The organism is Myxosarcina sp. GI1 (assembly GCF_000756305.1).
Taxonomy (GTDB): Bacteria; Cyanobacteriota; Cyanobacteriia; order Cyanobacteriales; family Xenococcaceae; genus Myxosarcina.
Map to the genome: position 1 here is coordinate 74654 of NZ_JRFE01000013.1, position 21242 is coordinate 95895.

General features: G+C 40.1%; 17 protein-coding genes. 6 read left to right on the top strand and 11 right to left on the bottom strand.

Translation table 11 applies throughout. The annotated features are described in order from the left end of the window. Positions 1-138 precede the first annotated feature (138 nt). Positions 139-1512 (bottom strand): magnesium transporter, encoded by a 1374-nt coding sequence (gene mgtE / locus KV40_RS06895; protein ID WP_036479281.1) that lies wholly within the window; start codon positions 1510-1512, stop codon positions 139-141. Between the two features lie 284 nt (positions 1513-1796). On the opposite strand from mgtE, the gene KV40_RS06900 reads away from it, so the two are divergent. Then, entirely contained in the window at positions 1797-2099 is a 303-nt protein-coding gene (locus tag KV40_RS06900) for an RNA-binding protein (RefSeq protein WP_036479283.1), read from the top strand. 183 nt (positions 2100-2282) lie between these two features. On the opposite strand, the gene KV40_RS06905 is transcribed toward KV40_RS06900, so the two are convergent. After that, the gene (locus tag KV40_RS06905) at positions 2283-2726 is read right to left on the bottom strand and encodes a DUF4332 domain-containing protein (RefSeq protein ID WP_036479286.1); all 444 of its coding nucleotides are present in this window, start codon (positions 2724-2726) and stop codon (positions 2283-2285) included. 31 nt (positions 2727-2757) lie between these two features. On the opposite strand from KV40_RS06905, the gene KV40_RS06910 reads away from it, so the two are divergent. Continuing rightward, the gene (locus KV40_RS06910; protein WP_036479290.1) at positions 2758-4110 is read left to right on the top strand and encodes an aminopeptidase P family protein; all 1353 of its coding nucleotides are present in this window, start codon (positions 2758-2760) and stop codon (positions 4108-4110) included. Between the two features lie 293 nt (positions 4111-4403). On the opposite strand, the gene KV40_RS06915 is transcribed toward KV40_RS06910, so the two are convergent. Then, on the bottom strand, positions 4404-6188 hold the full coding sequence (locus KV40_RS06915; RefSeq protein WP_036479349.1) for a GAF domain-containing sensor histidine kinase: 1785 nt from the start codon (positions 6186-6188) through the stop codon (positions 4404-4406). Between the two features lie 754 nt (positions 6189-6942). Here KV40_RS06915 and cobN point away from each other — a divergent pair. Next, complete coding sequence (gene cobN, locus KV40_RS06920) at positions 6943-10806, top strand: cobaltochelatase subunit CobN (RefSeq protein WP_036479292.1); 3864 nt, start codon at positions 6943-6945, stop codon at positions 10804-10806. 448 nt (positions 10807-11254) lie between these two features. Beyond that, on the top strand, positions 11255-11617 hold the full coding sequence (locus KV40_RS06925) for a DUF1815 family protein (protein WP_036479295.1): 363 nt from the start codon (positions 11255-11257) through the stop codon (positions 11615-11617). 114 nt (positions 11618-11731) lie between these two features. Here the strand turns inward: KV40_RS06925 and KV40_RS06930 are convergent, their stop codons facing one another. Together KV40_RS06930 and nadB are read right to left on the bottom strand one after the other, a co-directional pair. After that, positions 11732-12712: an ABC transporter ATP-binding protein gene (locus KV40_RS06930; protein WP_036479297.1), complete on the bottom strand. Its 981-nt coding sequence runs from the start codon at positions 12710-12712 to the stop codon at positions 11732-11734. 255 nt (positions 12713-12967) lie between these two features. Beyond that, complete coding sequence (nadB, locus tag KV40_RS06935) at positions 12968-14602, bottom strand: L-aspartate oxidase (protein WP_036479300.1); 1635 nt, start codon at positions 14600-14602, stop codon at positions 12968-12970. 184 nt (positions 14603-14786) lie between these two features. On the opposite strand from nadB, the gene KV40_RS06940 reads away from it, so the two are divergent. Beyond that, a complete protein-coding gene (locus KV40_RS06940) occupies positions 14787-15410 on the top strand; it encodes an HPF/RaiA family ribosome-associated protein (RefSeq protein WP_036479301.1) in 624 nt (207 codons plus the stop codon). 79 nt (positions 15411-15489) lie between these two features. On the opposite strand, the gene KV40_RS06945 is transcribed toward KV40_RS06940, so the two are convergent. Next, positions 15490-16896 (bottom strand): aspartate ammonia-lyase, encoded by a 1407-nt coding sequence (locus KV40_RS06945; protein ID WP_036479303.1) that lies wholly within the window; start codon positions 16894-16896, stop codon positions 15490-15492. A 147-nt stretch (positions 16897-17043) separates the two neighbouring features. On the opposite strand from KV40_RS06945, the gene sodX reads away from it, so the two are divergent. Further along, positions 17044-17394, top strand: a complete 351-nt coding sequence (sodX, locus tag KV40_RS06950; protein ID WP_036479305.1) for a nickel-type superoxide dismutase maturation protease — start codon at positions 17044-17046, stop codon at positions 17392-17394. A gap of 64 nt (positions 17395-17458) precedes the next feature. Here the strand turns inward: sodX and KV40_RS06955 are convergent, their stop codons facing one another. The 5 genes from KV40_RS06955 to KV40_RS06975 form a co-directional block, all read right to left on the bottom strand. Continuing rightward, positions 17459-18277 carry a pentapeptide repeat-containing protein gene (locus tag KV40_RS06955; protein ID WP_036479306.1) on the bottom strand — a complete coding sequence of 273 codons (819 nt, stop codon included), beginning with the start codon at positions 18275-18277 and terminating at the stop codon, positions 17459-17461. A gap of 220 nt (positions 18278-18497) precedes the next feature. Further along, the gene (locus KV40_RS06960) at positions 18498-19250 is read right to left on the bottom strand and encodes a ferritin-like domain-containing protein (RefSeq protein ID WP_036479308.1); all 753 of its coding nucleotides are present in this window, start codon (positions 19248-19250) and stop codon (positions 18498-18500) included. A 94-nt stretch (positions 19251-19344) separates the two neighbouring features. After that, positions 19345-19992 (bottom strand): PD-(D/E)XK nuclease family protein, encoded by a 648-nt coding sequence (locus KV40_RS06965; protein ID WP_036479310.1) that lies wholly within the window; start codon positions 19990-19992, stop codon positions 19345-19347. A gap of 20 nt (positions 19993-20012) precedes the next feature. Continuing rightward, on the bottom strand, positions 20013-20465 hold the full coding sequence (locus KV40_RS06970) for a GNAT family N-acetyltransferase (RefSeq protein WP_036479312.1): 453 nt from the start codon (positions 20463-20465) through the stop codon (positions 20013-20015). A 28-nt stretch (positions 20466-20493) separates the two neighbouring features. Then, positions 20494-21162, bottom strand: coding sequence for a RibD family protein (locus KV40_RS06975; protein ID WP_216595553.1), 669 nt, complete (start codon positions 21160-21162; stop codon positions 20494-20496). Between the last annotated feature and the right edge of the window lie 80 nt (positions 21163-21242).

Here is a 21242-nt window from a genome sequence, read left to right on the forward strand (position 1 = left end):
TTATGAAGTGGCGGTTATAGCCGTAGAAACTTAGATCGGGACAATACGAAAGTTAATAGTTCGTAAGTAGCAAGTAGCAAGTAGCAATTTTTTAAATGTACTAATCTTTGCTTCGATTGCTATAACTGCAAAAAGCATTTACAATCCCAAAATTGTTTTGGCTATATTGAAATAAATCAACACCCCTAAAACATCGACGGCAGTAGTAATAAAAGGTGCCGACATCAAAGCGGGATCGAGTCCGATAGAGCGAAACAAAAACGGTAGGGCAGAACCTGCTACTGAAGCTAATAGTGCGATCGCAACTAAACTAATGCCTACAGAAGTGGCTACGGCTAAATTTCCCTGAAGAAAATATGCCCAAACCGTTGCTACAATGCCTAAAATCAGCCCTAATAGTATTCCTGCTAACGCCTCGCGAAACACTACTTTTCCCGCACCCATATCTTTAATTTCTTCTGTATTCAAACCGCGAATTACAACGGTCGAAGATTGTGCGCCGACATTGCCGCCAGTACCTGTTAGCAAAGGGATAAAAGCAGCTAAAACCACTGCCTGCTGCAGCAAACTCTCTTGAGAACGAATGATTGCTCCCGTAACCGTATTGGTCAGCAACAAAACAAATAGCCACACAACGCGCCTACGGGCAACGGTTAGTAAATTAGTTTGAAAATAACTGTTGTCATCTGACTGTAGCCCTCCCAGGGCATAAATATCTTCTGTAGCTTCTTTTTCTAAAATATCGATAACATCGTCTACCGTTACGACACCAACTAATCTCTCTTCTTTATCGACGACTGGCACTGCCAATAAATCGTAACGTTGAATAGTTCGAGCCACGTCTTCGCGATCGGTATCGGTATGTACAAAAACTATATCGCGAATCATAATTTCCCCCAGTGTCTTTTCAGGAGAAGCCGTTACCAAACTGCGTAAAGAAACAATACCTGTCAACTGCCGCGAAGCATCAGTAACGTATAAATAATAAATAACTTCAGAAGCATTAGCCAAACTACGAATTCGTTCTAGAGTTTGACTGACTGTCAAATTTTCCTTTAAAGAGATATATTCGGGGGTCATGATGCGTCCCGCCCGATCTTCTTCGTAGCCCAATAGAATATTAGTAGCCTGTCTTTCCTGCGGACTAAGCTGTGCTAAAAGGCGGCTGACAACTTTGGCTGGTAGTTCGTCAAACATTCTGGCGCGGTCATCTGGAGACATGCGATCGACAACATCTAATACTTCTTGACGTTTGAATTTTTGGATTAAAGCCTGCTGTACTTCAGAACTCAAATATTCGTATACCTGAATTGCTTCGGATTTAGACAACAAGCGAAAAGCAATTACCTGCATCGATTCTGGCAAACCTTCAATTGCTTCTGCTATATCTACAGGCTGTACTGGAACTAAAAGGGCTTTAGCTCCTTCCAAATTACCGCTATCGAGCAGCAATTCTAATTGAGAACGAACTAACTGTCGCAGTTCATCGTGTTTTACTCCATTTGCTGTCATAAACTTATCCCAATATTGTATTTAATTGTGGCTGTAATTTTAACTTTCTCCAAGTTGCCTCTAGATATATAAAAGATACGGGTATTATACATTTTTGTATTTTTTAACATTGTTTTTTATCTTCTCATTCTATGTTTGAATCTTGCTGTGTTAATGTACTAAGAAATGAGATTTGTTCGGTAAATGCGTTTGCCTTAAGATGTCACGATTTATAGATCTACAGATTGGCAAGTTAATTTCCGCAATATCGATCTCAAAACAAAATAGATTCAAGGAGACAATCGATGTCAATCTATGTTGGAAATCTTTCTTATGACGTTACGAAAGAAGATCTTTCTACTGTATTTGCAGAATACGGCACTGTAACTCGTGTTGCTTTACCTTCCGATCGCGAAACTGGTCGTCCGCGAGGCTTCGGCTTTGTCGAAATGAGCAGTGAAGATGAAGAAGCTAAAGCAATAGAAAGTTTAGACGGTGCCGAGTGGATGGGAAGAGAATTAAGAGTTAATAAAGCCAGACCGAGAGAAAATAATCGAGGTGGCGGTAATGGTAATTATCGCAACAGCAATAGCTTTTCTCGCAACTAGCGATCGATAAGATTATTAATTTTAAAACTAACTATAGCAAAAGTTAAAAGTCAAAAGTCAAAACTAAAATGCTTAACCCATAAAGTTTTTAGTAGTTAGAGGTGTATCTATTCTTCTGTCCACTACTATATATTTCATTTTAGTAACTTGCCAGTTTTGGCTGAAAGCTGATGATAAGCTTAATTATCGAGCTTTTTTTTTGCCAATTTTTATTTTACTACTCTCAACTAGCAGCTTTGCCTCTTTTATCCACTGTCTGACAATTTCTACAGAGGGCGATAAGTCTTTTCGGCGCGTGGTAGCAACCGATAGTCGGAGTACCTGCTGATGCAGGCGACCGATTGGAGTTTCGGCTAACTGAGATACAGAAGCTATACCTGAATGTAAAACCAATCCGCAATATCGATGATTGACGCTGGGAATACGAGACAAATCTGCTAGAGCTAGCCATTTGTTAACGTATTCAATTTTTAGCTGCAAGCGATTGGCTAAAAGCTGTCTTTTTTGAATAGTAGAGGTTTGTTCGATTAATTCCTTGGTGCCTATTATACCATTGATTTTAAGCAACTTAATATCCGTAGATTTTAATCCAGGAAGTTCCTCAATTGCACAATAATAAGGCTGCATCAACCGTAAATAATAAAGCGCGATCGCGACTATGAATCTTTCAATATTAAAGCACAGAAGACAAAAATTAGCAGATTTACTGGAAACTCCCGTTATTTTATGGTCTGGAAAGGCGATCGCTCGCAATTTTCCAGCTAATACTTTTCCTTTTCGCTGTAATAGCCATTTTCTTTATTTTACAGGTCTACCTTTAGAAAATGCTGCAATTCGCCTGGTAGATGGCAAACTAGAGCTATTTATTGATGAGCCACTCTCTGAAGCTTCACTCTGGCAGGGAGAAATGCCTACAAGAGCGCGAGTTGCTGCCGAGATTGGTGCCGAGCGCGCCTATCCCTTATCTGAGTTGACTGGAAAAACTGCTAATGCGGCTACCATTGCCGTAGGGGATTTATCAACCTATCAACAGCAGTGTCGGTTATTAAATAGAAATGTTTATAGCAATCGATCGAGAGATCGCGGTTTAGCCAAGGCGATAATAAAGTTGCGTCTACAACACGATGACTTGGCTGTACGAGAACTACGTCAGGCAGCATCTGTCACTGTCAAAGCCCATCAAGCGGGAATGAAAGCAACTCTTAAGGCTAAAACCGAAGCCGAAGTACGAGCGGCAATGGAAGGGGAGATTATCGCTCATAATATGAGTTGTGCGTATAACAGCATCGTTACCGTACACGGCGAAGTATTACACAATCAAAAATATACCAATAATCTTCAGTCTGGAGATTTGCTACTTGCCGATGTCGGTGCGGAAACCACTAACGGTTGGGCTAGTGACGTTACTCGCACCTGGGCAGTTTCTGGCAGGTTTTCTACCACTCAACGAGACATCTATCAAATAGTGTTAGCAGCACACGATCGCTGTATTGCCGAAATGCAGCCAGGAGTTGAATATCGAGACATTCATCTGCTAGCGGCGACGACGATAACAGAAGGCTTAGTAGACCTCGGTATCTTGCGCGGTAACCCAGAAAATTTGGTAGAAATAGACGCTCATGCTTTGTTTTTTCCTCACGGTGTCGGACATCTACTTGGCTTAGACGTTCACGACATGGAAGATTTAGGGGATGTGGCGGGATATGAAGCTGGTAGAGTAAGAAGCGATCGCTTTGGTTTGAACTATTTACGCTTAGATCGTCCTTTACAGCCTGGTATGCTAGTTACTATCGAACCTGGTTTTTATCAAGTTCCTGCAATTTTAAACGAGCCTCAAAGGTGCGATCGTTATCGAAATGTAGTTAATTGGGAGCTTCTAACCCAGTTTGCCGATGTGCGAGGTATTAGAATTGAGGATGATGTTTTAATAACCGAATCGGGAACAGAAGTCTTAACTGCCAAGCTACCTAATAAATTAACAGAAGTAGAAGAGTTAGTAATTAGCGGTTAGTAGTTAGTAGTTTTGGCAAGTAGCCAGTCGAAGCGATTTACAGCAATTCTCGGTTTGATGAGGTACGCTTCGATCGGAATAGGGAATAAGAAATAGGCGATAGGGATTTAAACGACTATCATTAAGATTAGATTTGTACTTCATAAGATTAAGAACCGCTATATATTAATACAATTCGACGAAATAATAGAGTCAGCTTTAGAAAGTCGCTCGATTGGTAAAAAAATATGCTTTTCCTCTTACCCTTTACCTCTATTCTTTTACCAATATCTCAGAATTTATCAAACTTAGGTTCATAAATCTGATTGACCTAAATCCTTAAGCTTTTTAATAATTTGCAGAGAATTTGTTGTTTCTAGAAGATAATCATCAACTCCATTTTTAGAAAAATATTGCCATTCGCTAGCGGATATTTGCGAACACCACAATAAAATTTTCACTCTACCGTTATTAGGCTTTTGTTTATTTTTTTGACTTAAGTTGGTAGCAATTGCCGAACTCTTTTTATCTACAATTATTATTGTTGGTTCTAATAGTTCGATGCGATTTATATCTATAGATGAATCCACAGACAGTACGACTTTATAACCAATTGCTGTAAGCAACTGAGAAATAAAAGTAGCGTTATCTTCATTTTCTACAATTAAAACTACGTTATCAACTTCGTTACCCAGGCGACCGATAAATTGAGACTTTTTAATATTAGGCTGAGGTAAATTTCTTTCTGGTAAATAAACTGTAAATATTGCTCCTTTTCCTATAGTAGAACGAACTTCTATAGTGCCACTATGCAGTTCGATTAGTTGTTTGGTTAAAGCTAACCCCAAACCAGTCCCCCCATGAGTTCGTCGACGAAAATCTTCTAGTTGCTTGAATTTTTCAAATAGCAGGGGAATTTCTTTTTTAGCAATACCAATTCCAGTATCCTCTACCTGAAAAACTGCTCGCTCTGATTCGTACCAAATTCTAACAGTTACTTTACCGCCAGAATTAGTAAATTTTATGGCGTTACCAACTAAATTAAGTAATATTTCGGCTAATTTTTCGCGATCGCCTTTAAATGAATATCGCTCGTCTTTTATTTTTAATTCCAACTCAAGCGCAATCTGCTTTTCCTGCGCTTCAAATCGAACTTTTTGCAACACTTCATGTGCTAAATCACCAAGAGAAATTTGCTCTATATTTAATAAATAATTACCAGATTCTACTTCCGAAAAATCTAAAATATTATCAATTATAGTAAGTAAATTTTTGCCGCTTTCATGAATAATTTTTAAATATTGTTGTTGCTTTTCAAGAGGTAGAGTAATGCGATCTTTGGATAAAGAAGACTGTAGCAAAGTGCTAGATAAACCCATTACTCTGGTTAGAGGTGTACGCAACTCGTGACTCATGCTGCCGAGAAATTCATGTTTGGAGCGAGCGGCAGTTTGTGCTGAAATCAGTGCGTTTCTAATTTGCCGTGCTTGTATTTTAACTTGCTGTTCGAGAAATTCTTTTTGCTGCTTTAGTTTTTGATAAGAACAGTCGTGTTCTATCGCCATGGCTATCTTTTCGCTCAAACGTCGCAAAAACCCGATCTCATCACTGTGCCACTGTCTGGGTACGAAACATTGATGTGCGATCGCCAAACCCCAAAGCTTTCCCCGAACGTTAATGGGAACAACTACTTCGGCTCTAACTTGCATTTTCTGCATTAAAGACCGCAGACAATCTGGTAAATTATAACGTTCGATATCATCGAGAACCAGACTAAATCCCTGATGATATTTATGCCTGCATTCGCTTAGATTGCGAGAACAATCTCTTTCTTGAAAATACAAACTAGATAAAATATCGTCTCTGGATTTGGCTTCATAAGTTACAACATCAATAGGCTGGCTTAGTTGAGAGTTAGTAGAATAATCGGCAGAAACATCTAGCTGATAAATTAGTAAACGGTCTGACTGTAGTAATTCACGACCATCTTCCAGGGTGGTTTGAATAATTTGCCAGAGAGCAGTTCCTTTAGTAATCTCAGTCTCTATGCGAGCGAATAACCGATTTTGCTCTGTATGACTGAATAGTAATTCTTCCATCGAGCTTTTGGTATGACAATTAAAGTAGCTATTTTTGTCTTCTTCTAATAAACAAATTGTTTTTGTAGCAAAATCTTGTAAACAATCTGAACTAGTATCGAGTCGATCTGTTACCTTTTTTTGTAAGTTTTCTATAATGTTAAACTTGTCACAATTCGATTTATTTAATCTTTGTAAATATGCTTTTATTGTTCGATAGTCAAAAATAATTTTTGCCTTGTATTTATTATTAGGCACATTGTGTTTGCCACATAACAGAGCCGAAAAATATGGAGTTATCAACAAATAAAAACTTTCTGTTTCAAATTGACAATTTAAATAAATTTTTTTATAGTTTTGAGACGAGTATAGTTGTCTTTCGTTTGTAGCCAATATGGTATTTTTGCCGCTAGATTCTGCCGTTGTATACCAGACAGTACGCAGCAGCGAAAAAATTCGCTCGCTGACAATTTGTTTATATACTAAAGAAGATTTGAGAAGGCTATACACAATTTAAATAATGGAATACATAACTAAGCAATTACTACCTAGCTTCTCTTATTATTTCGGCGTTGGTACTAATCCGTAATTATTTCTCAAGATTAGACCGTAAGGGTATACAAAACTTTAATTTATTAATTGCTACTAAATCCTGTTAATATACAACACCTGAAAGTCTTGTAAAGAAAAACGGCAAAATGTAAAAAAAAAATTATGCAACGCTGACAACTTTTTTTAAATAAGTTTTTACAAAGAATGAAATTAACAACTGACCATGCATAAACTAGCTGCTCTCCCTGGGGGTTGGAATCCTAATGTTGAAGGTGTAGTATTTATCGAACAAAATCCCGCACCAATTATTTTTATTACTTCAGCCGATACGGATATTCAAACAACTGCTGCTGCCCTGTCTTTGTTACAGACGGCACAAACCCCGCACTTCGAGGGCGAGAAAGCTTCCTTACCAGACGATTACGCGTCTCCGTACCCTTCGGATTACGCATCCGCGTACCTTTCACATCGCAACTTTGCCGAAGTCAGAGTAGCTAATTTGTTAAATTTACAGCAACAGGCAAGCATTGACTTTTATGTAGATACCGTACTATCTAAAGCGCGCATTATTATTTTACGTCTTTTAGGCGGCAGTAGCTATTGGACTTATGGTTTGGAAGCTGTTAAAGAAATAGCCAGACTACACGATATTGCTTTATTTGTGTTACCAGGAGATGATACGCCAGATCTCGATTTAATCAGTCACTCTACGGTTTCTCTTACGGCTGTCAATAGACTTTGGCGTTATTTAGTAGAAGGTGGCAGCCAAAATTATCTCAATGCTTTAAAATTTGCCAGCGATCTTGGTTTGCATACTAGCTATAATCCTCCTCAACCTAAACCCGTACCCAATCTCGGACTATATACAGGCGATTGGCAGAGTATTTTATCTGAATCGCCTCAATTTACTTCTGCAGTTGGCATCTTATTCTATCGTTCTCACTATTTGGCAGGTAATACCTTACCAATAGATTATTTGGTTAAAGCTTTATTAGCCAGAAATATTCGTCCAATACCGATATTTATCGCTTCCTTACGAAAACCAGAAATCCAGTCAGAATTATTAACTCTACTGCAACAAAAGTCAGTCGGATTGCTACTAAACACTACCAGCTTTTCTCTAGCCAAAATCGACGATGCAGCACAAACGAAGTTTTGGCAACGGTTAAATCTACCAGTCTTGCAAGTAATTTTTAGCAGCAGCAGTAAAGAACAATGGCAGGCAAGCTGGCAAGGATTAACCCCTAGAGATGTAGCAATGAATGTGGCACTCCCCGAAGTGGATGGCAGGATTATTACTCGCGCCGTGTCTTTTAAGTCAGTACAAACTTGGAACGAACGGTTAGAAACCAATGTAGTTGTCTATCAACCCCAAAGCGATCGCATCGAATACGTAGCCGAACTTGCCGTTAACTGGCTAAGACTTCGGCAGACTGACAATAGGAAGAAAAAAATTGCTGTTATCTTAGCCAACTATCCTAATAAAGATGGCAGAATCGCTAACGGAGTTGGTTTGGATACCCCTGCAAGCTGTATTGAAATTTTAAACGCCTTACAGCAAGCTGAATATTCAATAAAAGACATTCCTACTACAGGAGAAGAATTAATTCGGCGTTTGACGGTAGGCATTACCAACGATCCTGAAAGTCAGAATCGTTTGGTCAATCAATCTTTGTCCACAGCAGAGTATCAAAAATATTGGCAGAGTTTGCCCCCTGAAGTGCAACAGGCAATTAGCAATCGCTGGGGCAACAATCTTACACAATCTAAAATTCCCATTTCTGGCATTCAATTAGGCAATATTTTTATCGGCATTCAACCATCGAGGGGATACGATCGCGATCCGAGTTTAAATTATCACGCACCAGATTTAGAGCCTACCCATGAATATTTAGCCTTTTATTACTGGTTGCGAACTAAATTTGCTGCCCAAGCCATAGTTCATGTAGGCAAACACGGTAACTTAGAATGGTTGCCAGGAAAAAGTCTGGCTTTATCTGCCAACTGCTATCCAGAAATTGCCTTACAAACGATCCCTAATATCTATCCCTTTATCGTTAACGATCCTGGTGAAGGTTCTCAAGCTAAAAGGCGATCGCAAGCGGTAATTATCGATCATCTCACGCCACCACTAACCCGTGCCGAACTCTATGGTGGGTTGGTCAAACTCGAAGCTTTAATTGACGAATATTATGAAGCACAAAGCCTCGATCCCTCTCGTCTGGAGATAATTAGCGATCGCATTACAGATTTAGTTCGAGAAGAAAATTTAGATAAAGATTTGGGGATCGCAACTATAAATAGTCAATCGATTATTGAATTTCTTACCCTTGCTGACGGTTATCTTTGCGAATTAAAAGAAGCTCAAATCAGAGACGGCTTGCATATATTTGGTAAATGCCCCCAAGGAACTCAACTTAGAGATCTCACAGTTGCGATCGCTCGTTGTCCTAGTTTTGACCGTCTCGGTATTATCCAAGCTTTAGCTAAAGACTTAAACTTAAACTTCGATCCCCTTGTAGATCGAGATATAATTCCTATTGATTCGCTTCAAACTCTAGAGTCTTTAAACTCTCTTTTAGTATCTTTCCAGCTTGGCAGATTATCTAAGAGCGCAAATACTTACGACATCATTGAAGCTTTAGAACAAATTGCCGCCAAACTTATAGAAAACATTATTTCTAATAAGCCACTGTCAATTACAAATTCTAATTTCCCTAACACTTACCAACAACTACAGTGGATCGCTAACACCTTATTACCCAATTTAAGAAAAAGCGATCGCGAAATTTTTAATCTAATTAAAGCTTTAGACGGCGAATACGTTCCCAGTGGGGCATCAGGCGCACCAACCAGAGGTAGACCCGAAGTCCTACCCACAGGACGCAATTTTTATTCTGTAGATATTCGCGGTATTCCGACTGAAACCGCCTGGGATATGGGACGCAAAGCCGCAGAAGCCGTAATCGAACGTTATACCCAAGAACACGGCGAATATCCCCAAACTCTAGCTATTTCTATCTGGGGAACTTCTACTATGCGTACGGGAGGAGACGATATCGCTCAAGTCATGGCTTTGATGGGCGTACAGCCAGTTTGGGATGGCTTATCTCGTAGAGTTGTAGACTTTGAAATTCTAGATGAAGCAGTTCTCGAACGTCCCCGCGTCGATGTTACGGTTCGGGTATCGGGCTTTTTTCGCGACTCGTTCCCCAATCTAATTCATCTATTAAATAAAATAACCCAGGCGGTAGCTAATTTACCAGAATCAGCCTCAATTAATCCTCTGGCAGAAGGAGTTCGAGCCGAAAGTCGGTTATGGCAACAGCAGGGACTGGACGAAGATACCGCATTTACCAAAGCTAGTTATCGTGTATTTGGCTCTAAACCAGGTGCCTATGGTGCTGGCTTACAAGGTTTAATTGAGGCGCAAAACTGGCAGAGTGAAGACGATTTGGCTCGCGCCTATCTTAACTGGAGTGCCTATGCTTATGACGGCAGTGGTAAAGGTTATGCCGCAGCAGAATCTTTCGAGCGAAGATTAAAACAATTACAGGTCGTGCTGCACAATCAAGACAACCGAGAACACGATTTATTAGACTCCGACGACTACTATCAGTTTCAAGGAGGCTTAACTGCCGCAGTACGCAGTTTATCTGGTAAAAATCCCGAAGTTTATTTTGGCGATAATTCCATTCCTGCCAATCCTAGAGTTAGAAAATTGAGCGAAGAAATTGCCAGAGTGTATCGTTCTCGCGTTATTAATCCCAAATGGCTACAGGGTGTCATGCGACATGGTTATAAAGGTGCCTTTGAAATGGCAGCCACGGTAGATTATCTGTTTGCCTATGATGCCACTACTAAATGCGTACCAGACCACATGTATCGAGGCATTGCCGAGACTTACATCTTAGATGAAAAAATACAGCATTTTGTTCGCGACAACAATCCCTGGGCATTAAGGGACATGGCAGAAAGACTTTTAGAAGCCAATCAAAGAAATATGTGGAGTAATGCCACGCCAAAAATGCTTGAAGAACTAAAAGTAATTGTTAACAGCGCAGAAGGAATTATTGAAGAGATTTAATACCTGAATTTAAAACATTAAATATTATCTATTAAAAATTCTTATATTGCTTAGTGTGTTTTTAGAAACAATTTTAATTTATTTTGCATCTTTACTAACATCTAATACTTAAGAGGTAAGCCATTATAGATAAAAGTATGCTTATAATTCGTTGTTAACTAATACCATTTCTTAACTTTGACCGATGAAACTTGTTAATTAACTAAAAAAACTTATAAATTAAGAGCAGGTTAACTATTAAATTTAGACGAAACCCTGTTATTGTCTTTCGGGGATATGTGTTAAGGTGAAAAAGTCTAATTAAGCCTAAGTTTTAATGTATATTATTGGACTCGATACAATAATTTGCTGTTTGTGTTATTTATTAGGATAACCTATGAAACAGAAAACAAACCTTAAAACAATATAAAATTATACTCAATTATGACGTGGTGTTAGGAGGAACAAAGTGTTTATTAGACTCGCACAGCAACACCGTCAATTCGTTCGCGATTTGGTGATGACGCTTAAAGCATTGGCGATCGCGCTAGAAAATAAAGGTTATTTAGCTTCCTGCTACACCTGTGGTGCAGAAATGAGCAGTGCGTCTTTTATGGTCAGTCTCAAAGACGAGCATTTAATTCGCTTCTTAGTTTCCGATTATGGAATTACCTGGACTGAAATGCGCGACGATCGCGAATTAATGAAGCTAGAAGGCGCAGAAGCGATCGCGCAATTGCAAGACTTGGCAGATTTGGTAAAATATCAAATTCAGCCGCCACAGCCTCAAAATCGTAACTCACAACAAGCAGAGTATATACCTTCAGCCTAGAGTTCTTAAAATTTTTGACTTTATTAGACTTTGCTCGTCAATAAAGCATTTTATTTTAATACTCGATTGACTAGAGCTTTTGAATTTTAACTTTTAACTTTTCGTTCGGCAGCACTAGCGACTAAACTCGATACCTCTCGTTCTTAACTGCTGCATAAAGAACTCTTCAAGAGAATGACGTGCTAGCTGTAAACTAACCAGTCGAGCATTTATCTGTTGGAGATACGCTACAAATTCATTTAATTCTCCTGTCAATCGACCATAGGCGCGGTTATTTTCCCAATTAAGATCGCTCATCCAGGGTGCTAGTGATTCGGGATCGCCTCCTTTAACAACTACTTGATAGGCGTTGGTAGTACCTAAAAGTTCGTCTAAAGAACCCTGACAAATTAATTCTCCCAAAGCTAAAAAAGCGATGCGATCGCATATTTGTTCGATATCCGACAGGATATGGGAATTAAAAAAAACTGTTTTGCCCTGACGTTTTAGAGATAAAACTATTTCTCGCATACGGTATCGTCCCATAGGATCGAGTCCCGACATTGGTTCGTCGAGGAAAACTATTTCGGGATCGTTAATTAACGCCTGTGCCATACCTACTCTTTGGCGCATCCCTTTAGAATACTGCTTGAGCTTTTTTTTGCGGGCGGTAGATTGGGCTAATCCGACTAAGTCTAATAACTCCGTAATCCGCTGGCGTTTTTGAACTCTGGGGATTTGAAACAAGCCGCCAACAAAATCTAAAAATTCCCAGGCGGTTAAATGATCGTAAAGATAGGCATTTTCTGGAAGATAACCGATTTTTTGTTTTACGTGGCGATCGCCTATGGGTTTCCCCAGAATTTTAGCTTTTCCTGCGGTGGGATTGACAATACCTAATAGCGTTTTCAACAAAGTTGTTTTGCCCGCACCGTTAGGACCTAATAATCCAAAAGTCTCACCTTCATAAATAGTTATCGAACAGTTTTTTAAAGATTCTATTTTCTGATTCAGCCAAAAACCAGTGCGGTAAACTTTTTGTAGATTCCAGGTTTCCACTACTGGTCTTGGTTCGGTTTGGGGTTTTTGAGTTGGTGAATCGGCTACGTGGTGCATAAATAGCGAGATCGAATAACTGAAACAATAGTTACAGAACTATAGTTCCCGATTTCCGCCATTTTTTAACAATACGCCGACAAAATTTACTCGATCGTATTTAAATTTTTAAATCATGTATCGTCTTTAATTAAGCTAAAAGCGCAGAGCCGCAGAAGCTATCCCTTCAAAGTCATCGTAAGACTACGCACTGCGCTCAAGTCGCCGCGAAGGCGGCTTGTCACGCCTTCGCGTGACGCGGATAAAAGCTTACAGCTAATTCAATGGTGATGTATCCCATTTATCCCCTTTTGCTACTGTATGCACTTGCCAGTCAGCGACAGTATGAGGATAATCTGTACGATAATGTCCGCCTCGGCTTTCGGTACGGAAAGCAGCACTTTTAAGAATTAAATAGCCTATATCTAACAGATTTGAAGTTTCAGCATAAAGTCTCAATTGAGACTCTGCCTGAGAAGAAGTGAATTTAAAACAGCTTTGAGAAGACAAGTTGAAGACATATTTACTTAAAGATAGAGAATGTAGTTGACTGCGCCAATGTGCAATTTGAGATATCGCTGGTTCCATAACTGCCCGCTCGCGACAGATCCCCGCACTTTGCCAAACCAAATCTGGCAAGGCTTTTCTAATTGCAGTCACTAATTCAATTTCTGCTGTCCAATTTTCATTTATTTCTTTAGCAGAAGTCGTTTTAATTGCAGTAATTGGCTCGACTTTTAGTTTACTTAGTTGCGCGGCATAAACTACACATTCAAGTAAAGAGTTACTTGCCAGACGGTTAGCACCATGAACCCCCGTACTCGCTGTTTCTCCTACTGCATATAGACCTGAAATCGAAGTCTGATTCATCGTATCGACGGCAATGCCACCCATCCAATAATGAGCCGCAGGGGCGACGGGAATTGGCTGCTCGAACAAATCTACTCCCCAATGCCGACAAACGCGAATAATATTAGGAAAGCGATAGCGTATTTTAGCTTCTGGGATCGCTCTCAAATCTAGATAGACATTACTTTCCCCTGTCTTTTGTAAATGAGTAAAAATTGCCCTGCTGACTATATCTCTAGGTGCCAACTCGCCATTGGGATGATAGTCAAAAGCAAAACGATTTCCCTGTTTATCGACTAAATACGCTCCTTCTCCTCTAACCGCTTCGCTAATTAAAAATCGAGGTGCGCCTGGTTTTGTTAATGCCGTAGGATGAAACTGAACGAATTCTAAATCTCTTACTACAGCACCACTGCGCCAGGCGATCGCCACACCATCTCCCGTACTAACTTCGGGGTTGGTAGTGCGAGCAAATACCTGTCCTCCACCGCCTGTAGCTAAAACAACTGCTCTGGTGGCAATTGGTTTAACTTCTCCTTGATGTAAAAGACTAATACCCCGACAGCTACCAGTAGCCCCATCGCGCCATAAACTGAGAGCAAATGCCTGAGACAGCACTGCAATATTAGATCGTTCGAGTACTTTTTGAGTTAGAGTATTGACGATCGCTCGTCCTGTAGTGTCGGCAGCGTGCAATACACGGGGACGAGAGTGAGCCGCTTCTAAAGTCATCGCTAGTTGCTCGCCCTGACGGTCAAATGCGACTCCCATTTCTACCAGAGAAGCAATAGAACTTGAAGCATTTTCCACTAAAAATTCTACAGCGGTGCGATCGCACAAACCCGCACCAGCTTTTAACGTATCGGCTAAATGTAGCTGAGAAGAATCTTCAGGAGCGATCGCCGCAGCAATTCCGCCCTGCGCCCAATCACTAGCACCCGTTTGCAGCTTTTCTTTGGTAACTAAGCCTACGCGATAGGAACTATTCAAACAAAGAGCTGCATACAGTCCTGCCGCACCAGAACCAACTACAACAACATCAAACTGAGAATAATCGTTCAACTTAAATCGTTTTAAGATATCATATAGGATTTTATAATGACACAGATATTGTCTGGCAGCGAAACAAACTGCATTTCTATCTCTTGTAAGATTTACTGAGGGTAAAGAAATAGTTAAAATTTACTTATCACAAAAACGGCGATCGCCGTTTACAGATATTTTAATAATTGACTTACGATAATCCATGCAAATTCCACCATCTATTACCTATCGCAATCTAGAAAAAACTCCAGCGATCGAGGCTTTGATAGAGGAAAAAATTGCCAAACTCGAACAGTTTTGCGACTACATCAATAGCTGTCGAGTTGTGGTGGAAAAAGCTCAGGAACATCCCCACAGTGGCTCTCCCTATCGGGTCAGTATCGACATTACCGTACCTCATAACAGAGAAATAGTGGTAAACCATAGTCCTAATACGGGAAAACAGTACCCGCCACTACAAGCAGTAATTCGCGATGCTTTTGATGCTGCAAACCGTCAACTAAAAGATCTTAGTAACGAACAACACGGAGAAAGAAAAGCCCATCCCGAACAGGAAGTAGGCGCGATAGTAACCAACTTATTTGCCGAGCAAGATTATGGTTTTCTAAAAACTATCGATACGGGGCGAGAAATTTATTTTCATCGCAATAGTGTGGTTAATAATGATTTCGATCGCATAACCGTTGGTACTGGAGTAAGATTTCGCGAAACCCAAGGAGAAATGGGACCTCAAGCTACAACGGTACACATAGTCGATAAGCCAGGTTCGATAGACGAAACTGACGAAACCCCATCAGCAGCAGAAAAACCCTTGGGTTGGAGTTAGAAGAAAGTAAAAAGTAGAAAGTAGAAAGTAGGAAGTAGAAAGTAAAATAGATTATCCTACTTAATCTCAAGCCTAAAGCCTATGAATCTTTAGGTAAACTACTCATTTGTTTGAGATCGAGTACTCGGGCTAATTTATCTTCGTCCATCAAACCTCGCTCTAAAACGATCTCGCGAATTGACTTGCCCGTAGCTAAAGATTGTTTGGCTACATCAGCCGCATTTAGATAGCCGATATGAGGGTTTAAAGCGGTGACTAAAGCCAGACTACCTTCAGCGTATTGCAAACAGCGATCGCGCCTAGCGGTAATTCCCGATAAACAACGCTGGCTCAAGCTAGTAATTGCCTTACCTAGTATTTCGATACTGTGAATTAAATCGTAGGCAATCAAGGGCATCATTACATTTAACTCCAATTGTCCTGCTTGAGCGGCAAAGGCGATCGCCGTATCGTATCCTATTACCTGAAAACAGACCATCGAAGTCATTTCCGCCATTACGGGGTTGTATTTACCAGGCATAATTGAAGATCCTGGCTGTACTGGTGGTAGCTGGATTTCCTTAAAGCCCGTTTGGGGTCCCGAATCCATAAGGCGCAGATCGTGGGAGATTTTAACTAAATCCTGTGCCAAATTACGTAGAGAACCAGAGACACTGACAAAAGGACTCATACTTTGCATAGCTGCCATTAAGTGTGGTGCAGGATGTAAAGGCTTACCAGTAAATTTTGATAGTAATTGAGCGACGCGATCGCGATATTGAGGATGGGTATTTAAGCCCGTCCCCGTAGCACTACCTCCCAAACCTAAAGCATATAGGTCTTTGGCGGCAGTTTCGATTCGATGATGATGATCGCTTAAAATTTGTCCCCAGGCTCTAAATCCTTCTCCTAATCTGACTGGAACGGCATCCTGCATGTGAGTGCGACCAGATTTAACAATATTTTGAAACTCAACTGCTTTTTGCTTAACTGTGGCGATTGCCTCAGTCAAACCAGGATAGAGAGAATGTTCTAATGCCAACAATGCCCCAATCCGAATGGCGGTTGGGATGACATCATTAGTAGACTGACCGTAATTGACGTGGTCGTTGGGACTTATTCGCTTATAGTTTCCCTTGCGATCGCCCAAAATTTCTAAAGCGCGGTTTGCTAATACTTCATTGACATTCATGTGGTGAGAGGTTCCCGCACCTGCTTGATAGACATCGACGACAAACTGATCCCGTAACTGCCCTTGTAAAATTTCATCGACTGCGGTGACGATCGCTTTACCGATATCTTGGGGAATACAGTCTAATTCACCGTTGGCGATCGCGGTAGCTTTTTTGATTAGCAGACAGGCATCGACATAAGTCGGTAGTGGTTTGATTCCACTAATTGGAAAATTTTCTGTTGCCCTTACTGTTTGAATTCCGTAATAGACATCAACAGGGATTTGCTTTTCTCCCATTGAGTCTTTTTCGATCCGAAAATTATTCTTGCTCATAAAAATTTTTATATATTTTTGCCTACAAACCTCAAGATACAATATCTAATAACGTTTGGTGAGTTGCGATCGCTATATAGCTGCGATCTGTGTTTAGTTTGAAGCTTGTAGAGGCAAGACAGTTCCTTGCCCGTACCTAAAGAAGATATGAAAACATTACCCACAAGTAATTTTCGAGAATTATTGCTTTGGTTATTGCGTCGCCGCAAGCGGTTTCGAGTTACGGGAAATTCGATGCAGCCTCTATTGCAACCAGGAGAAGAAATTTTAATCGATCGCCATGCCTATCAAAACCGCGTTCCCCAAATTGGAGATATTGTAGTTGCGACTCATCCTTTCCGTTCGGGATTGACTGTAGTTAAGCGAATTGCCTTAGTAATGGAAGATGGTAGCCTGTTTTTAAAGGGAGATAATTTCACTGAAAGTACCGACAGTCGAACTTTTGGTACGGTAAATTTAAAATATATATTGGGTAAAGTAACCAGTCGGTTTGAGTAAAGCTGTCTACTAACAACTAACAACTAATTAAAAAGCCTCCCCTATTTTTCTACTTATTTAATAGCTATTTCTGATTTAGTTTGGCAGTCATTTTAGTGTCAAAAATTGCTTCCTGCCAAAAATTAGCAGCATTTACCTGTTCTACAGTTAAATGCTCGATACCAAAGAATTTGGTTTGTTTGAGATTAGCATGGTGCAAACAAGCCTGAGACAAGTTAACGTCACCTAAATAAGCCTGAGACAGATTGGCTCTAGTAAAATTAGCTCCTACAAAATCCGTGCCAACACAATCTGTACTTTGTAAATTTGTCTCGATTAAATCTGCATCAGACAAATCTGCCGCAGTCAGATGGGTATGGCTGAGATTGGCATTATTTAATTTAGCTTCGACTAAATTAGCGTGGCTCAAATTAGCGTAGGCAAGATTGGCAAAGCTGAGATCGGCACCTGATAAATAGGCATGGCTTAAGTCTGCACCAGCTAGATTAATCCCTCTTAGATCGGCTTCTGGTGCGTTTAAACCTTTAATGCTGATTCCATCTTCATTTAAATCTTGTAAAGCTTGAAATCTGGCATAGCTAGTTCTCAATCCATTTGCCGCATCGATAGTTTTCCAGGCTTCGTAATGTGCTTGTTTGCTTCGTTCTGGAGCTTCGAGAAAAAATAGCCAGACTGCTACCAAAATACTAAAGTCTTCTACTAAGTTCAGTAGCGTCGATTCTCGAATGTGACAGAGAATCCAAGCTTCTGTTGTGTTACAAGTTGGTTTGTTGCCAAAGAAATATTCGACTACTAAAATTAAAGCAATTAAAAATGTAGTTCCTCCAATAGCAATTGCAATTCTCTGTAAAGTACGCCGTAGTTTTTTGCTGGCAATCTTCATATTTTCGGTTTTTGTAATTGCACTATTGATGCGATCGCACAATTACTAATATAATCCTTACCAAAAATAGAATTTCTTTCTCTGCAATAAATGGTTAGGAAAGCCAAAAAGGTAAAGTGATTCACTAATTATTAATTGTAAGGTGGGCAAAGAAAAAGCATTCGTGACAATTGCCGATAATTGCCACGAATTTGCCCGCCCTACTCTAACTTTAACTATTTTAGGCTTTGACTAATTCCGATATTTTCTCCTTACCTTTAGCAGGTGTGCCATCTTTAACTAAAGAGCGAGAATTACCACCGTTGCTAATCATGTCACCTACCATAGCGAACATAGAATCTACCTTACGCTTGCGCCAGTCTTCAACTATTTCTTCAACTTTACTAGCAGTTAAACGACGGTGTAAAGCTTCATAAAGGTAAGCTGCGTGTCTAGTTTCGTCTTGGGCAACGCTGAGAATACTTTGTTTTAGTTTGTGGCTTTGGGGTTCGTCTTCGGGTAAAGCGTTTGCCATCCGCACGAAGTCTTTACTGGCATCTAACTCTAAAATATAGGTACTGCCCATAAACGCTAGCCAGTCAATGTTTTCGGCTTTAAGATCTTCAGGAGTGTAATTGCGATAGTAGTTGGCAAAAAAAGGACTGGGTTTTTGTTCTAGTTCCGATTCTCTTTGTTGTTTTAACTCTTCGGCATCCATTACCTGTTTGCCCATTTGCTTGAGTCCATAAGCAAATATTTGTCCGTGACGCTTTTCGTCGGCAGCGTGAATAGCTAATTTCTCTGCCAGCCATGTATCTCCTTCGGTGGCGGCTCGTTCGGAGAGCTTGGTTAAAAAAGGTACCGCTCCAGATTCGGCTAGTTGAAACCCCGCTAGTGTATTGGCGCGAGTGGCGCGATCGCGTAATCGATTTGCCAGAATGTAGGCTGTTGCACCAGAACCAAGGATGTGCAAAATATTGGTAACAAAGTTCATAGACGTAATAGGATGTCTGCTGGCTGAGTATATATAAATATAATATTTAAGATAAGCTAAATTTATATTTTTAGCAGGCGATCGCTTAAATTATTTATGGCAGACTTTGATAAAGGCGCAATCTCTCATTAAACTGCTGCCAATAATCATTAAGCTCTTCACTATTTAAATGAAAAGTTTGTGCCTCGCGATCGCTTAACGCAATGGCAATAATGGCGCGATCGACGTTGACGTTATACAAGCTAGCGATAGCCGCCGTGTAAGCTGTTACCTGCAAACAATAGTCCGTTATCCATTCAATTTTTTTGGGTTTAGAAGCTGTTTTCCAATCAAATACGCACAAATCACTTTCCCATTCTCCCAGACAGTCAACAACACCAGCATACCGACACTCTTGATGGTAAACTGCAGATTCGACTAGATGAACTTTAGATACTTCGGTTAATACTGGTGTAATAGAGTGCCAAAAAACATTATCTTCCACATCTTCTGGTAAAGGTTTGCCTTCGAGGTAATATTTTATTGCTGTATGTAATGAAGTCCCGCGCTGACAGGCAGCAGTGCTAATTTTTTGTGCTTGTTGATAGCCCACACGTTTCCGCCACCTTTGCAAAGCCTGGCGATCGCGTTCTGGTTTGGTTGCGGTTAAAATTTTACTTACCGAAGGATAAATTTGCCCTGCAAAACTAAAGTGTCGGCGACGAGCGATCGTTACGTAGTTAGGTTTGAGATAAGAAAACATCTAGCTTAATTTAATGCCATTTAATTTGAAGCTTGCGATAATAATTCCATTTGCAAGTGAGTTTTAGATTCTGCAAAAACTTTAAATCCCAATCTTCGATATAAATTTATTGCAGGATTGCCTTTAATAACTTTAAGCCAAATTCTATTTGTGGTACCAAACTGTTGTATTATCGAGCTAAGTAAATCGGTACCAATGCCACGATTTCGATACTCCGAGCAAATTTGGATTTCAGCTAAATAAATATTCTCTCGCTCGAAAACTATTTTGAAAAATCCAACAATTTGGCGATTGCATTCCAGGACTAGGTACTCTAGAGGAACGAATTTATCTCTAAATAGTTTGGAATTCCAGGGATAGACTCGCTCGACATAGCCTTTCATATTTTCGGTGTACAGGCGATCGAGAAGATCTAGATCTGATTTTGTTGCCTGTCGAATTAAGTACGACTTGTTATTAAGATCGATAAACATTACTGTAAACCTAAATTTATAAGTCCTTTCAGGTAACTGCGTAATGTAAGAAAACTTCTGTTTCTATTTGTTTTACTTCTAGCAATTGCAATTTTTTTGCTTGAGTCTCGGTAAAACCAATTCCCGCTACGGGCGTAGGAGCATTTTTGCCGCCTAGAATAATTGGGCAGATTGTCAGCCAGAGTTCGTCGATTAAATCTTCAGCTAATAAAGAAGCTACTAATTCTGCGCCTCCTAAAACGGCGATTTTGTTTAAGCCTAATTGCTGTAATTGACTAAAAGCATCTAGCCAGTTAAAAGAATTACCATTGCCAATTATTAGGCGATCGAATCGATCGCAGTTGCGCCAAAGTTTTGCTCCTTGCACGGTAGTTAGTAACCATCGAGGTACTGGCTGCTGGAAAAACCGTAGATCGCGATCAAGATTTCCCGTAGCAGAAACTACAATTTGAACTGGTTGAAGAGGTTGCGATCGCGTTTTTCTCGCTTGCAACAATTGCCGATCGCTTATCAATTTAGTAGTACCATAGGCGCGCAAAGTACCAGCACCAAAAATGACTCCATCTACCAAAGCAATTTGGCTTTCTAAATGAGCCTTATCAATCGTCGAACCAAAACGAGCGGGAGAGCGCGATTTGTCGGCAATTTTGCCATCGGCACTCATAGCAAGAATGACAATAGTATGAAGACGAGACAAGATCGTAAACCTCAGTTAAATTTGGTTAAACTTGGTAGTTGTAGATTGGCAAATAAATTGCGATATTACAATTTAGTACA